This window comes from Streptomyces sp. DT190, from assembly GCF_049846985.1.
Classification (GTDB): Bacteria; Actinomycetota; Actinomycetes; order Streptomycetales; family Streptomycetaceae; genus Streptomyces.
The window spans coordinates 109,275-123,343 of record NZ_JBNCNM010000022.1; the positions used below are offsets into that span (position 1 = coordinate 109,275).

Annotated in this window: 14 protein-coding genes; 1 reads left to right on the top strand and 13 read right to left on the bottom strand. The window is 73.1% G+C overall.

Features of this window, described 5'->3' with window-relative positions; genetic code table 11:
* Nucleotides 1-47 precede the first annotated feature (47 nt).
* The 4 genes from ACPXCS_RS30990 to aroH all read right to left on the bottom strand — a co-directional run bounded on the left by ACPXCS_RS30990 (nt 48) and on the right by aroH (nt 2,987).
* A complete protein-coding gene (locus ACPXCS_RS30990; RefSeq protein WP_425951675.1) occupies nt 48-695 on the bottom strand; it encodes a lysophospholipid acyltransferase family protein in 648 nt (215 codons plus the stop codon).
* Nucleotides 692-1,372, bottom strand: coding sequence for a (d)CMP kinase (cmk, locus tag ACPXCS_RS30995; RefSeq protein ID WP_425951676.1), 681 nt, complete (start codon nt 1,370-1,372; stop codon nt 692-694). The genes ACPXCS_RS30990 and cmk overlap by 4 nt, the downstream gene beginning before the upstream one ends.
* Before the next feature lie 170 nt (nt 1,373-1,542).
* Nucleotides 1,543-2,628: a prephenate dehydrogenase gene (locus tag ACPXCS_RS31000; protein ID WP_425951677.1), complete on the bottom strand. Its 1,086-nt coding sequence runs from the start codon at nt 2,626-2,628 to the stop codon at nt 1,543-1,545.
* On the bottom strand, nt 2,625-2,987 hold the full coding sequence (gene aroH, locus ACPXCS_RS31005; protein ID WP_425951678.1) for a chorismate mutase: 363 nt from the start codon (nt 2,985-2,987) through the stop codon (nt 2,625-2,627). The genes ACPXCS_RS31000 and aroH overlap by 4 nt, the downstream gene beginning before the upstream one ends.
* Before the next feature lie 182 nt (nt 2,988-3,169).
* On the opposite strand from aroH, the gene ACPXCS_RS31010 reads away from it, so the two are divergent.
* Complete coding sequence (locus ACPXCS_RS31010) at nt 3,170-3,589, top strand: Rieske (2Fe-2S) protein (protein WP_425951679.1); 420 nt, start codon at nt 3,170-3,172, stop codon at nt 3,587-3,589.
* A gap of 9 nt (nt 3,590-3,598) precedes the next feature.
* Here the strand turns inward: ACPXCS_RS31010 and ACPXCS_RS31015 are convergent, their stop codons facing one another.
* From ACPXCS_RS31015 to ACPXCS_RS31055, 9 genes are all read right to left on the bottom strand, one after another.
* Entirely contained in the window at nt 3,599-4,618 is a 1,020-nt protein-coding gene (locus tag ACPXCS_RS31015) for an ADP-ribosylglycohydrolase family protein (RefSeq protein WP_425951680.1), read from the bottom strand.
* Complete coding sequence (locus ACPXCS_RS31020) at nt 4,615-5,334, bottom strand: NUDIX hydrolase (protein ID WP_425951681.1); 720 nt, start codon at nt 5,332-5,334, stop codon at nt 4,615-4,617. Before ACPXCS_RS31020 ends, ACPXCS_RS31015 begins: the two co-directional genes overlap by 4 nt.
* Nucleotides 5,335-5,395: 61 nt before the next feature.
* Entirely contained in the window at nt 5,396-6,514 is a 1,119-nt protein-coding gene (locus tag ACPXCS_RS31025) for a pseudouridine synthase (protein WP_425951682.1), read from the bottom strand.
* A complete protein-coding gene (gene scpB / locus ACPXCS_RS31030; RefSeq protein WP_425951683.1) occupies nt 6,514-7,200 on the bottom strand; it encodes an SMC-Scp complex subunit ScpB in 687 nt (228 codons plus the stop codon). The genes ACPXCS_RS31025 and scpB overlap by 1 nt, the downstream gene beginning before the upstream one ends.
* Nucleotides 7,197-8,492 (bottom strand): segregation/condensation protein A, encoded by a 1,296-nt coding sequence (locus ACPXCS_RS31035; protein WP_425951684.1) that lies wholly within the window; start codon nt 8,490-8,492, stop codon nt 7,197-7,199. The genes scpB and ACPXCS_RS31035 overlap by 4 nt, the downstream gene beginning before the upstream one ends.
* Before the next feature lie 18 nt (nt 8,493-8,510).
* A complete protein-coding gene (locus ACPXCS_RS31040) occupies nt 8,511-9,086 on the bottom strand; it encodes a hypothetical protein (RefSeq protein WP_425951685.1) in 576 nt (191 codons plus the stop codon).
* Nucleotides 9,071-10,198: a ParA family protein gene (locus ACPXCS_RS31045; RefSeq protein ID WP_063888884.1), complete on the bottom strand. Its 1,128-nt coding sequence runs from the start codon at nt 10,196-10,198 to the stop codon at nt 9,071-9,073. Before ACPXCS_RS31045 ends, ACPXCS_RS31040 begins: the two co-directional genes overlap by 16 nt.
* Nucleotides 10,199-10,623: 425 nt before the next feature.
* Nucleotides 10,624-11,739 carry an alanine dehydrogenase gene (gene ald / locus ACPXCS_RS31050; RefSeq protein WP_425951702.1) on the bottom strand — a complete coding sequence of 372 codons (1,116 nt, stop codon included), beginning with the start codon at nt 11,737-11,739 and terminating at the stop codon, nt 10,624-10,626.
* A gap of 147 nt (nt 11,740-11,886) precedes the next feature.
* Complete coding sequence (locus ACPXCS_RS31055; RefSeq protein WP_425951686.1) at nt 11,887-13,926, bottom strand: tetratricopeptide repeat protein; 2,040 nt, start codon at nt 13,924-13,926, stop codon at nt 11,887-11,889.
* Between the last annotated feature and the right edge of the window lie 143 nt (nt 13,927-14,069).

Here is a 14,069-nt window from a genome sequence, read left to right on the forward strand (position 1 = left end):
GGTGGAGTGCCCGCCGTGGTGCGGGCTGATCCACTACTCAGTGTCGCCTAGCGCCTGGTCAGGCGCCTAGCGTTTTCCAGGTGGGCGGCCAGCTGCTTCTGTATGCGGCCGGTCGCCTCGTCGAGTGCCTTGCGGGTGCGGCGGCCGCTGCCGTCGCCGGCCTCGAAGGGCTCCCCGAAGACGACGTCGACGCGCGAGCGCAGCGGGGGCAGCGCCTTTATCAACCGTCCGGGCCGCCCGGAACTTCCCAGCACGGCGACCGGCACGATCGGGGCGCCACTGCGCACCGCGAAGTACGCGAGCCCGGCGCGCAGCGAGGCGAAGTCGCCCTCGCCGCGGGTGCCCTCCGGGAAGATGCCGAGCACGCCGCCCTGGTCCAGGACGCCCAGCGCCCGGGTGATCGCCGTGCGGTCGGTGGTGTCGCGGTCCACCTTCAGCTGCCCGATACCGGTCAGGAACGGGTCCAGCGGGCCGACGAACGCCTCCTTCTTGATCAGGAAGTGCGTCGGCCGGGGCGCCACGCCCATGACCATCGGGCCGTCGATGTTGTGGGAGTGGTTGACCGCGAGGATCACGGGGCCGGACGCGGGCACCTTCCAGGCGCCGAGCACGCGCGGCTTCCACAGGCCGTACATCAGGCCGACGCCGATGCGCCGCCCGACCTCGGCGCCCCGCGCCGAAGGCAGCTCGGTCACTTCCCGGCCCGCTTCTCCTCGACGAGGGTGACGACGCACTCGATGACCTGGGCCAGCGTGAGCTCGGTGGTGTCCACCTCGACGGCGTCGTCCGCCTTGGCGAGCGGGGAGGTCTTGCGGCTGGAGTCGGCGGCGTCGCGCTTGATCAGGGCCTCGCGCGTGGACTGCACGTCGGCGCCCTTCAGCTCACCGCTGCGCCGGGCGGCGCGGGCCTCCGCCGAGGCGGTGAGGAAGATCTTCAGGTCGGCGTCCGGCAGCACGGTCGTGCCGATGTCCCGGCCCTCGACGACGATGCCGTTCGTCGCGGAGGCCGCGATGGAGCGCTGCAGCTCGGTGATCCGGGCCCGCACCTCGGGCACCGCGCTGACCGCGCTGACCTTGGCGGAGACCTCCTGGGTGCGGATCGGGCCGGCCACGTCCACGCCGTCCACGGTGATCGTCGGCCCCTCCGGGTCGGTGCCGGAGACGATCTCGGGCTTGCCCGCTGCGGCCGCGATCGCGGACGGGTCGTCGATGTCGATGCCGTTGTTCACCATCCACCAGGTGATCGCCCGGTACTGGGCGCCGGTGTCCAGGTAGCTCAGCCCGAGCTGGGCCGCCACGGCCTTCGACGTGCTCGACTTGCCGGTGCCGGCGGGGCCGTCGATGGCGACAATCACTGGCGTGGCGCTTTCCACTGTGGGGACCTTCCTGAACCGGGCTGGCGGGGTGGGGGCGCGACTGCCCCGCACAAGGTTACTGGGTGCGGGTCACTCGTCCGGCCGCGCGTCGGCGACGGCGGCACCCGGCCGGCGGCGCACGCCCGCCGCCGGTCCGGGGCCGGCCCGCAGCGGCGGCACCCCGCGGGCTACTGCCGGATCGCCCAGCCCCGCTCCCGCAGCGCGGCGGACAGCACCGGCGCGGCCTTCGGCTCCACCATCAGCTGCACGAGACCGGCCTGCTGCCCCGTCGCGTGCTCGATCCGCACGTCCTCGATGTTGACCCCGGCCATCCCCGCGTCCGCGAAGATCCGGGCCAGCTGCCCCGGCTGGTCGTCGATGAGCACGGCCACGACCTCGTAGGCCCGCGGAGCGGACCCGTGCTTGCCGGGCACGCGGACCTGCCCCGCGTTGCCGCGCCGCAGCACGTCCTCGATGCCGCCGGCCCCCTCGCGCCGCTTGTGGTCGTCGGACGACTGCAGCGCCCGCAGTGCCCGCACGGTCTCCTCCAGGTCCGCGGCGACGTCCGTCAGCAGGTCGGCGACCGGCCCGGGGTTCGCGGAGAGGATGTCGATCCACATCCGGGGGTCGGAGGCGGCGATCCTCGTCACGTCCCGGATGCCCTGCCCGCACAGCCGTACGGCGGCCTCCTCGGCGTGCTCGAGCCGCGCGGCGACCAGGCTGGAGACCAGGTGGGGCATGTGGGAGACGAGCGCGACGGCACGGTCGTGGGCGTCGGCGTCCATCACGACCGGCACGGCACGGCAGTGCGAGACCAGCTCCAGGGCGAGGTTCAGCACCTCGGTGTCGGTGTCCCGGGTCGGGGTGAGCACCCAGGGGCGCCCCTCGAAGAGGTCCCCGGTCGCGGCGAGCGGGCCGGACTTCTCCCGGCCCGACATGGGGTGCGTGCCGATGTAGGCCGCGAGGTCGAGGCCGCGTGCCTCCAGTTCGCGGCGCGGCCCGCCCTTGACGCTGGCCACGTCGAGGTAGCCGCGCGCCGCACCCCGGCCCATGGCGTCGGCCAGCACGTCGGCCACGTACGCGGGCGGGGCGGCGACGATCGCCAGGTCGACGGGCCCGTCGGGCGCCTCGTCCGTCCCGGCGCCGAGCGCGGCCGCCGTGCGGGCCTGCTCCGGGTCGGGGTCGGCGAGGTGCACGGTGACGCCCCGCTGGGTCAGGGCGAGGGCGGCGGACGTGCCGATGAGGCCGGTGCCGATGACGAGTGCGGTTCTCACTGGGCGATGTCCTTGCGCAGGGCGGCCGCGGCGCCGAGGTAGACGTGGGCGATCCCGGCGCGGGGCCGGTCGGACTCGATGTGGGCGAGGACCCGGACGACACGCGGCATGGCGCCCTCGATGTCCAGTTCCTGGGCGCAGATCAGGGGTACGTCGACGATGCCCAGCTTCCGTGCGGCGGCCGCCGGGAAGTCGCTGCGCAGGTCGGGCGTGGCCGTGAACCAGATGCTGATCAGGTCGTCGGCGACGAGGCCGTTGCGCTCCAGGATGGCCGTGAGCAGCGCACCGACCTGCTCGTCCATGTGCCCGGCCTCGTCCCGATCGAGTTGGACGGCGCCCCGGACCGCTCGTACCGCCACGGCGATGCTCCTTGCTGACGTGCGTGTCGCTGCAGATCCGTCCAGCCTAGTCAGCCCGCGTGGACCGGGTGCGCGGCGCCCGCCCGGTGAGACGCCCGGATTGCCGTTCCTTGGGTATTTTCGAACTCGACCTGAGGCGGAATCCCTTTTCTCCCTCTTTCCGACACCTTCGGAGTGACGACATGACCCACGAGACCACGCGCCGCACGGTCCTCCTCGCCACGGGCGCGACGGGCGCGGTGGCACTGGTCGCGGCCTGCGGCGGGGACGGCGACAGCGGCGGCTCCGCGGCGACGAGCGCTTCCGCGAGCCGGGGCCGGGAACTGGGCACCACCGGTGAGATCCCGGTCGGCGGCGGCAAGATCTTCAAGGACGAGAAGGTCGTGGTGACCCAGCCGGAACAGGGGCAGTTCAAGGCCTTCTCGGCGATCTGCACGCACCAGCGCTGCCTGCTGGGCTCCGTCTCCGACGGCACGATCAACTGCCCCTGCCACGGCAGCAGGTTCCGCATCGCCGACGGCTCGGTGGCCAACGGCCCGGCCACGCGCTCCCTGCCCGCCGAGAAGATCATCGTGGAGGGCGACACCGTCCGCCTGGCGTGACCGCCCCCGTCACGCGTCCCAGAGCGCCCCGAGGGCCAGCAGGTCGCTCCGGTACTCGACGCGGTCGGCCCACTCGGCCGGCCAGGCCGCCGCGCCGCGGTACGCGCCGGCGAAGGCGCCGGTGAGGCAGGCGATCGAGTCCGAGTCGCCGGCCGTGCAGGCGGCGCGGCGCAGGGCCGTGACCGGCTCGTCGACGAAGAGCAGGAAGCACAGCAGCCCGGTCGCCAGGGCCTCCTCGGCGATCCAGCCCTCGCCGGTGGCCAGACACGGGTCGGTCTCCGGCGACACGGTCCGTACGGCGTGCTGCAGCCGGTCGAGCACCGCCAGGCACTCGTCCCAGCCGCGCGCGATGAACTGCTCGGGTCCCGCGTCCTCGGCCCGCTTCCACAGGTCGCCGAGCCAGCGCTCGTGGTAGCGGCCGCGCTGGACCAGGGCGTACGAGCGCAGCAGCCCGACCAGCCCGGTCGGCTCGGCACCCTGCGCGAGCAGACGTACGGCGTGCGCGGTGAGGTCGGAGGCGGCCAGCGCGGTCGGATGCCCGTGGGTGAGCGCGGCCTGCAACTGGGCGGCGCCCGCGCGCTGTTCGTCGCTCAGCCCGGGGACCAGCCCCAGGGGCGCGACGCGCATGTTGGCCCCGCAGCCCTTGGATTCGATCTGACTGGCGTCCTGCCAGGGGCGCGACTCGTCCTTCAGCAGGTAGCAGGCCTTCATGCAGGTGCGGCCGGGTGCCCGGTTGTTGTCAGGGGACTGGTACCAGTCCACGAACTCCTCCCGCAGGGGCCGGGTCAGCCGTAGCGGGGTGAGCAGCCCCCGGTCCATCGCCGTGCGCACCGCCCGGCCGAGCGCCAGCGTCATCTGGGTGTCGTCCGAGACGCGGGCGCGCTTCGGCAGCTCCATCTCCCGCCACGGCCCGCACTCGGCGAGGATCGAGGGAACGTCGTCGAACTCGGTCGGGAAGCCCAGCGCATCGCCGAGGGCGAGACCCGTGAGCGCCCCGGTGGCGGCTTGCTTGTGGACGAGGGTGGTCATGCGGGGCGTCCTTCCGGGGGCGGCCTCAGCAGCGGCGGGTGGAGCGTGGTGGCGGTTCCGGCGCGGTACAGCGCGGCGGGTTTGCCCCGGCCGCCGGTCAGCCGCGCGGCACCGGGGACGGGTTCGACGAAGCCGGGGGTGGCGAGGACCTTGCGCCGGAAGTTGGGCCGGTCGAGCGGGGTGCCCCACACCGCCTCGTAGACCTGCTGGAGCTCGCCGAGGGTGAACTCGGGCGGGCAGAAGGCGGTGGCGAGACAGGTGTACTCCAGCTTGGCGCCGACGCGCTCGTGGGCGTCGGCCAGGATGCGGTCGTGGTCGAAGGCGAGCGGCCCCGCCGTGCCGTACGGCAGCCAGTCGGCGCGCGCCGCGTCGCTGCCGCCGTGGGCCTCGGGCGCGTCGGGCAGCAGCGCGGCGAAGGCGACGGACACGACCCGCATCCGGGGGTCGCGGCCGGGCTCGCTGTACGTCCGCACCTGCTCCAGATGCAGCCCCGAGACGTCCGACAGGCCCGTCTCCTCGGCGAGTTCGCGCCGGGCGGCCGTCTCCGCGGACTCGTCCGGCTGCACGAACCCGCCGGGCAGGGCCCGGCGCCCGGCGTACGGCTCCTGGCCGCGCTCGACGAGCAGCACGTGCAGGGCGCCCTCCCGGAGGGTGAACACGGCGAGGTCGACGGTGACGGCGAAGGGCTCGTGGGCGTACTTGTCGTAGCCGTCCATGACGAACACCCCCCTTAATAGTCAGCACGACTATAAAAGGGGGTGCGTCCGGGCACAAGGCCTAGAGGTCGACCTCCTGCATCAGCATCCCGACCTCCGTGTTGGACAGCCGCCGCAACCAGCCGGACTTCTGGTCGCCCAGGGTGATCGGCCCGAAGGCGACCCGCACCAGCTTGTCGACCGGGAAGCCGGCCTCCGCCAGCATGCGGCGCACGATGTGCTTGCGGCCCTCGTGGAGGGTGACCTCGACGAGGTAGTTCTTGCCGGTCTGCTCGACGACCCGGAAGTGGTCGGCGCGGGCGTAGCCGTCCTCCAGCTGGATGCCGTCCTTGAGCCGCTTGCCCAGGTCGCGCGGGATGGGTCCGACGATGTGCGCGAGGTAGGTCTTCTTCACGCCGTACTTGGGGTGGGTCAGCCGGTGCGCCAGCTCGCCGTGGTTGGTGAGCAGGATGACGCCCTCGGTCTCGGTGTCGAGCCGGCCGACGTGGAAGAGGCGGGTCTCGCGGTTGGTGACGTAGTCCCCGAGGCACTGCCGGCCCTCCGGGTCCTCCATCGTCGACACCACACCGGCGGGCTTGTTCAGCGAGAAGAACTGGTAGCGCTGCGTGGCGACGGTCAGTCCGTCGACCTTGATCTCGTCCTTCTCCGGGTCGACCCGCTTGCCCTGCTCCATGACGATCTCGCCGTTGACCTCGACCCGGGCCTCCTCGATCAGCTCCTCGCAGGCGCGCCGGGAGCCGAAGCCCGCACGGGCGAGGACCTTCTGGAGCCGCTCGCCCTCCTGCTCGGCGCCGGGGAAGGTCTTGGGGAGCTTGACCTCCTTCTTCCCCGCGTACCGGTCGCGGTTGCGCTCCTCGATCTGCGCCTCGTACTCACGGGGGCGCGCCGGGGCCGTGCGCCCCTGCTTCTGGGGCTGCCGGGGGCCGCCCTTGGCGCCGCCGCGGGCCGCGCCGCCGCGTCCGGCCTTGGGGCCGTCCTTGGTCGCCCCGGGGCCCACGTCGTAGCGGCGCTCCTCCGGGCGCGGCTTCTTCGGACGGCCGCTGCCCTGCTTGTCGTCGCGGTTGTTGCCGGCGCCGCGGAAGTTGCCGCGACCACCACCACTCCCGCCGCGGCCGCCGCTGTTGCCACCACGGCTCCCGCCGTTGTTTCCGCTGCTGTTCCTGCCGCTGCTGCTTCGCATCAAAGTTCCGTCTGGTCGTCTTCGTCGTGGGTCCCCGGGCTCACCGGGCGGCCCGGCGCGTCGTCGTCGGGCGCGTCCGGATCGAACGACGGTACGCCCTCCTGGGTCTCGGCCTCGATCGCCTCCGCCTCCGGGAGGAAGGGCGCGAGCTCCGGGAGCTCGTCCAGACCGCGCAGGCCCATCCGCTCCAGGAAGTAGTTCGTCGTCCTGTACAGGATCGCACCTGTTTCGGGTTCCGTGCCCGCCTCCTCTGTCAGGCCGCGCTGGAGGAGGGTGCGCATGACGCCGTCGCAGTTCACTCCGCGCACGGCGGAGACCCGGCTGCGGCTCACCGGCTGGCGGTAGGCGACGACGGCCAGGGTCTCCAGCGCGGCCTGGGTGAGCCGGGCCTGCTGGCCGTCCAGGACGAAGCGCTCGACGGCTGGCGCGTAGTCGGCCCGGCTGTAGAACCGCCAGCCGCCCGCGACGAACCGCAGCTCGAAGCCGCGGCCCTGCACGGTGTACTCGTCGGCGAGCTCCCGCAGCGCGTCGGCGATCTGCCGCCTCGGCCGCTCCAGGATCTTCGCCAGGTGCTCCTCGGTCGCGGGTTCGTCCACGACCATCAGCACGGCCTCCAGGGCGGGCTTGAGGTCGAGGCCGGCCACGTCGCGCAGCCCGGCCGGGGTCTCGCCGGCTTGTCGGCTCACGCCTTCTCCTCCTCCTTCGGCGGCTCGGGCGGCCGGTCGAACTCGTCGGTGACGGTCGGGGTCTCGTCCCCGTCCCCGCCGGTCCACCGCACGAGCAGGTCCCCGAGCGCGGTCTCCTGCTCCAGTGCCACGGCCTTCTCGCGGTACAGCTCCAGCAGGGCGAGGAACCGCGCGACGACGGTGAGGGTGTCGTCGGTGTCCGCCACGAGCGTGCGGAAGCTGGCCTCGCCGAGCTCCCGGAGCCGCGCGACCACGATCCCCGCCTGCTCCTGGACACTGACCAGCGGGGCGTGGATGTGGTCGACGTAGACCTGCGGCTTGGGCCTCGGCTGCATCGCCTTCACGGCGAGCCTGGCGAATCCTTCCGCCCCGATACTGATGACGACCTCGGGCAGCAGCTCGGCGTGGTGCGGCTCCAGCCCTACGGTGCGGGGGTAGCGCCGGGCCTCGTCGTCCAGGCGCCCGCTGAAGATGTCGGCGACCTGCTTGTACGCGCGGTACTGCAGCAGCCGTGCGAACAGCAGGTCCCGGGCCTCCAGCAGCGCGAGGTCGGCCTCGTCCTCCACCTCGGCGGCGGGCAGCAGCCGGGCCGCCTTCAGATCGAGCAGCGTGGCCGCGACGACGAGGAACTCGGTCGTCTCGTCCAGGTCCCAGTCCGGCCCGAGGGCCCGGATGTACGCCATGAACTCGTCGGTCACCTTCGACAGCGCGACCTCGGTGACGTCCAGCTTGTGCCGGGAGATCAACTGCAGCAGCAGATCGAAGGGGCCCTCGAAGTTGGCGAGCCGGACCGTGAAGACGCCGTCGTCGGCGTCGGCACCTCCGGCCGCGGCCTCTGCGCCCGGCCCCGGGCGGGGGGCAGAGGCACGGTTGCCGGCGTCCGCCGCGGGCACCGTACCCGCGGCGGGAGCCACTCCGGACGCATCGCCCCTCGGCGGGGACCCGCCCTCGCGGGGCGGTGCGGCGGGCGTGACCGGACCGGCCGCGGACCGGCCCGCCGGCGGCTCCCCGGACGGGGCGGACGACCTGCCGGGGCCGACGGCGCCGGGTCCGCCGGACGGCACGTCCGGCAGCTCGGCGGTGTCCTCGCGCGGCTCACCGGCCCAGGGCGCGTCCGTCGGCCCGGCCGGAACGCCGGGCTCCGGCTCTACCGCCACCCGCTCGGTGGGCTCCTCGACAGGCTCCTCGGCGGACCCGGGCGGCTCGGCCCGCGGTACCCCCGGCCCCCTCCCCAGCGCACGCCGGCGGCCGGCCGGGCCGCCGGGGGGTGGTGGGGAAGCGTTCGAGGTCATGGCCCTCGCAGGCTACCGCTACCGCCCGCGCAGTCGTCGTACGAGGATGCTGGCGTCCCCGCGGGTCTCCAGGTCGGCGAGGACCACCGCGACCGCCTCGCGGACGATGCGCCCGCGGTCGACGGCCAGGCCGTGCTCGCCGCGCAGCACGAGACGGGCGTGCTCCAGGTCCATGAGCTCCTCGGCGGACACGTAGACCGTGATCTTCTCGTCGTGCCGCTCTCGGCCGCTGGGACGACGCGCGGCGGCCCGCCCGCGCTTGCGGGGTGCCGCGGCGGCACCCGCGGCGGCGGCAGAACCTTCCTGCGCCGCCGGCCGGCGGCCGGAGCCGGAGCGGCTGCGGGACTCCCCGGCCTCGGCCGGGTCCGCGTCCGCCGCCACATGCTCCGCGCCCTCGCCGTCGCCGCCCTGCGCGGGCACCGACTGCGGCGCGTCCTCCGCGGCCGCTGCCGCCGCCGCGTCGCCCTCGCCCGCCGGAGCGGGCACCCGGGCGTCCCCGTTGGCGTTGCGCCTGGGCGTGGACGACTGCAGTCCCATCCCCCCAGTCGTACGGAAGAGTTCGTCGGCCCCCGGCAGACTCACTCGGCGTGACACCGGGCGAGCACCTCCCTGGCGAGCTGGCGATAGGCGGCGGCACCGACGGAGTTGGAGGCGTACGTGGTGATCGGCTCACCGGCGACCGTGGTCTCCGGGAAGCGGACCGTGCGCCCGATGACCGTGTGGTAGACGTGGTCGTCGAACGCCTCGACGACACGCGCGAGCACCTCACGGCTGTGCACCGTGCGCGAGTCGTACATCGTGGCGAGGATCCCGTCGAGCTCCAGGTCGGGGTTGAGCCGCTCCTGGACCTTCTCGATGGTCTCCGTCAGCAGGGCCACGCCCCGGAGGGCGAAGAACTCGCACTCCAGCGGAACGATCACCTTGTGCGCGGCCGTCAGGGCGTTCACCGTGAGCAGGCCGAGCGAGGGCTGGCAGTCGATGACGATGAAGTCGTAGTCGTCCAGCAGCGGCTTCAGGGCGCGCTGCAGCGTCGACTCGCGGGCGACCTCGGAGACGAGCTGGACCTCGGCCGCCGACAGGTCGATGTTGCTGGGCAGCAGGTCCATGTTCGGGACCGCCGTCTTCAGCAGCACCTCGTCGGCCGCCATCCCCCGCTCCATGAGCAGGTTGTAGACGGTGAGGTCGAGCTCCATCGGGTTGACGCCGAGTCCGACCGACAGCGCGCCCTGCGGGTCGAAGTCCACGAGCAGGACCCGGCGTCCGTACTCCGCGAGCGCGGCACCCAGGTTGATGGTCGACGTGGTCTTGCCGACGCCGCCCTTCTGGTTGCACATCGCGATGATCTTCGCGGGTCCGTGGTCGGTCAGCGGGCCCGGGATCGGGAAGTACGGCAGCGGGCGCCCGGTCGGGCCGATGCGCTCCCGGCGCTGTCTGGCCGCGTCGGGCGCGAGAGTGGCCGCGTACTCGGGATCGGGCTCGTACTCCGCGTCGGGGTCGTAGAAGTGCCCCTCGGGCAGTTCGTCGTAGTCGGCGAAGTGGTTGTGGGGCGCGCCACTTCCGTCGCCGGCCATGGCGTTCACGTGATGGCCATCCATCTTCTGGTGTGCTGTGTGAGTCGCCTGCTGACTCTGGTGGGCTGCGAAGGTGCGCACAGCGACGGAGCCGACAGCCGCGAACCCCGCGGGCTCCTGGTCCCGTGCAGGCATTCCTGGTTGACCACCCCCGGGAGTAAATGTCGACTCATTCACAAGTCGTCTTACCTCCTTGGTGACCAGGAAACTTCTAGACAGGTCAGCGTGGCACCATGCCGACGGTTGGCGACTCTATGGCGTGTCGGGCGTCCGCAGCAACACAATCCGCCGGACCCGGCCCGATGTGTCGGCAATGAAACATCCCGCTGTCAAGGGCGTACGGCCGTCGCACGGCAGGTTTCACCGGTGTGCGAATCGGTTGAAGGGTTACGTTCGAGGCGAGTTGCCCGAGAATCGCGAAGTGACCATACACACATCCGGCCGGACCTTGTCGGGCAAGGTCCGGCCGGGTGCGCGGCGTTGACGAGCGGTGTTGACGTATCGCCTTTGCCACTGGGTGACTTAGCCGACTTACCGGCCGTCGCGTGCGGGTCGGCGGCTCAGCCGAGCAGCGAGGACAGCTCGACGTGCTCCACGCCGTGCGCCTCCGCCACCTCGCGGTAGACGACCTTGCCGTCGTGCGTGTTGAGGCCCTTGGCGAGCGCCGGGTCGCGGCGCAGCGCGTCCACCCAGCCGTGGTTGGCCAGTTCCACGATGTACGGCAGCGTGGCGTTGGTCAGCGCGTAGGTGGAGGTGTTGGGTACCGCGCCGGGCATGTTGGCGACGCAGTAGAAGACCGACTCGTGGACCGGGAAGGTCGGCTCGGCGTGCGTGGTCGGGCGGGAGTCCTCGAAGCAGCCGCCCTGGTCGATCGCGATGTCGACAAGGACACTTCCGGGCTTCATCCGCGCCACGAGCTCGTTGGTGACCAGCTTCGGGGCCTTGGCGCCGGGGATCAGCACCGCGCCGATGACCAGGTCGGCCTCCAGGCAGGCCTTCTCCAGCTCGAAGGCGTTGGAGACGACGGTCTGGATCTTCGTGCCGAAGATCTTGTCGGCCTCACGGAGCTTGTTGATGTCCTTGTCGAGCAGGGTCACGTGGAAGCCCATGCCGATGGCGATCTGCGCGGCGTTCCAGCCGGAGACGCCGCCGCCGATGACCACGGCACGGCCGGCGAGCACGCCGGGGACACCGCCGGGCAGCACGCCGCGGCCGCCGTTGGCGCGCATCAGGTGGTAGGCGCCGACCTGCGGGGCCAGCCGGCCCGCGACCTCTGACATGGGCGCGAGCAGCGGCAGCGCGCGGCTGGGCAGCTCGACCGTCTCGTAGGCGATGGCCGTGGTGCCGGACTCCAGCAGGGCGTCCGTGCACTCCTTGGAGGCGGCCAGGTGCAGGTAGGTGAAGAGCGTCTGGTCCTTGCGGAGGCGGTGGTACTCCTCGGCGATGGGCTCCTTGACCTTCAGCAGCAGGTCGGCGGTGGCCCACACCTCGTCGGCGGTGTCCAGGATCCGCGCACCGGCGGCGACGTACTCCTCGTTCGTGATCGAGGAGCCGACACCGGCGTCGCGCTCGATGACGACCTGGTGGCCGTGGCGCACCAGCTCGTGCACGCCGGCGGGGGTGATGGCCACCCGGAACTCGTTGTTCTTGACCTCGCGGGGGATGCCGACCTTCACGTCGATCACGGTCCTTGGCTCAGAGGGTATGGGGGGTATTTCTTAGACATACCCGGGCACGCACGGGCACACCGGGAGAGACCGCAGGAGAACGTGCGGCAGAGCCAGTCTAATGAAGGTGTTCCCGCTGTCTAGCCTTCCATTGCATCAATCTTCAGCGGATGCGGTACGGATTTCGCAGGCGTCCGGTTCGGTTTGAACGTTTGCCTCGCCCAGGATCCGCTCGGCGGCACCCCGGTGCAGCCCGGCCGAGGCGGGGTCGCCGAGGTGTTCGAGGGTGTCGGCGACCCGCAGGTGCAGCGCGGCCTGCAGCCGGGGGTCCTCCGCGCGCCGGGCCCACTCCACGGCCTCCCGGCAGGTGCGCAGCGACTCCTCGGGCCGGCCCGCGTACTCCTGGACCCGCGCCAGCTCGCTCAACGCCCGCGCCTGGGCGGCCACGTCGCCGTTCTTGCGGTGCCCGGCGATCGCCGAGCGCCAGTTGCGCAGGGCCTCGCCGTAGCGGCCCGCGAAGGTGTGGGCGGCGGCGATGCGCCCGTACAGCCGGGCGGCGTCGGCGCGCTCGCCCCGGGCCAGGCGCTCGGTCAGGGCCCGGCCGAACCAGTCGGCGGCCCGGTCGAAGTCGCCGAGCTCCAGGTGTGCGCCCCCTACGGATTCCATCGCGCGGCCGGTCGCGTAGGTGTCGTTCACCTCGCGTCCGGCGTCCAGGGCGGCCCGGTAGCGCGCCAGGGCGTCGGCCGTACGGCCGGTGCGCGCGTCGAGGTCGCCGAGGTTCAGCAGGGCGGCGGCCTTCTCCCGGGGCAGGTCCCGGCGCTCGGCGACGTCGAGGACCAGGCTGTGCACGACGTACAGGTCGGGCGCGGCCGCCCGGGTCCCGACATGCGCGACCATGGCCCTGACCAGCTGGGACATCAGCCGTCTGGCCAGGGTGTCCAGCTCCCCGTCGGCGACCGCGAGCCGGGCGGCGGCGAGCAGCGCCGGCCGGGTCAGGCGCAGCCACTCGGCGGCCGCCCGCGGGGTGGGGAAGCGCAGGGCCCGGGGCATGTCGAGCAGCTTCTGGCGCGCCTGCGCGCTGTCGGTCTCGGTGATCGCCCGGCAGGCCTGGAGCAGCCGCACGGTCCGCTCCAGCATGCGGGCGCGGGCCAGCTGGAGCTCGGCGGGGCGCTCGTGGTGCCGGACGAGGAGGCGGAGCTGGTCGTACAGGCAGCCGGGCACCTCGTACTGCGGCAGCGGCGCGTCCACGGCGTGCAGGAAACCGAGGGCGACGAGGTCGTCGAGGGTGGTGCGGGCGGTGCCGACCGAGCAACCGGCGAGCGCGGAGGCGACCTGCGGGTCGACCAGGCCGGCCGGGGCGAGGGCGAGCAGGCGCAGCATCCGGGCGGTGGAGGCGGGCAGGGCGGCGTGCGCGAGCCGGAAGACCCGGGTCAGGGCGGTCCCCTCGGGCTCCTCGGCACGCAGCTGCTTGGCCAGGTCGGAGACGGCCGCCTGGGGGCGGGCCGCGAGCCAGCCGCCCGCCAGCATCAGCGCGGCCGGCTGCCCCTGGCACTCCTCGGCCAGGCCCTCGGCGGCCCGGGGGTCGACGGTGATGCGGACCGCGCCCGTGTGCCGGGACAGCAGCTCCACGCCGCTCTTGGCGTCCAGGCCGCCCAGGGTGCACGGGCGGACGTCCGAGATGCCGGTGAGCGGGCCCTGGGAGACCGCGACGACCAGGCACTGAGGCGTGTCGGGCAGCAGGGCGTCGACCTGCTCGGCGTCGGCGGCATCGTCCAGCAGGAGCAGGACGCGCCGGTCGGCCAGGGCGGCGCGCAGGGCGTCGGTGAGGTCGTCCTCGCCGGCTCCGGCCGGGGCCTGCTCGTCCAGGGCGGCGAGGAGGCCGCGGGCGGCGCGTTCGACGGGTACCGGGGTGCCGTCGGGGTCGGTGAGGCGGGCGCGCAGCACGCCGTCCGGGTAGCGGTCCGCGACCTGCCGGGCGAGTTCCTCGGCGAGGGCGGTGCGGCCCGAGCCGGGGCGGCCAGCGATGAGCAGCACGCGCGCGCGAGGCGCCTTGCGGCCCGCGAGGGTGTCCAGTCCCGCGCGCTCGATGTCGGCGCGCAGCTCCTTCAACTCCCTTGTACGGCCCAGGAACTGGTGCTCCGCGGCAGCGCGCCCGGTCAGCCGCACGTCGCCTGTCTCCACGACCTGATCCGTCACGGGCCACACTCCCGTCCACCGCACCTGCCGGCCCGCCGGGACTCCGGTTCGGGCGTGCTCAGAGCCTAGTTCACGCTCTGCAACGTTCCCGGAGGAGCGGGGCGGGCGCATCCCCCGATCGGATCAGCAGATCGTAGGATCCG

Coding starts and splice junctions, on each gene's coding strand:
- ACPXCS_RS31025 (WP_425951682.1), bottom strand. CDS start 6,514: ATGCGAAGCAGCAGCGGCAGGAACAGCAGCGGAAACAACGGCGGGAGC.
- ACPXCS_RS31010 (WP_425951679.1), top strand. CDS start 3,170: ATGACCCACGAGACCACGCGCCGCACGGTCCTCCTCGCCACGGGCGCG.
- ACPXCS_RS31020 (WP_425951681.1), bottom strand. CDS start 5,334: ATGGACGGCTACGACAAGTACGCCCACGAGCCCTTCGCCGTCACCGTC.
- ACPXCS_RS31015 (WP_425951680.1), bottom strand. CDS start 4,618: ATGACCACCCTCGTCCACAAGCAAGCCGCCACCGGGGCGCTCACGGGT.
- ACPXCS_RS31035 (WP_425951684.1), bottom strand. CDS start 8,492: ATGACCTCGAACGCTTCCCCACCACCCCCCGGCGGCCCGGCCGGCCGC.
- ACPXCS_RS31045 (WP_063888884.1), bottom strand. CDS start 10,198: ATGCCTGCACGGGACCAGGAGCCCGCGGGGTTCGCGGCTGTCGGCTCC.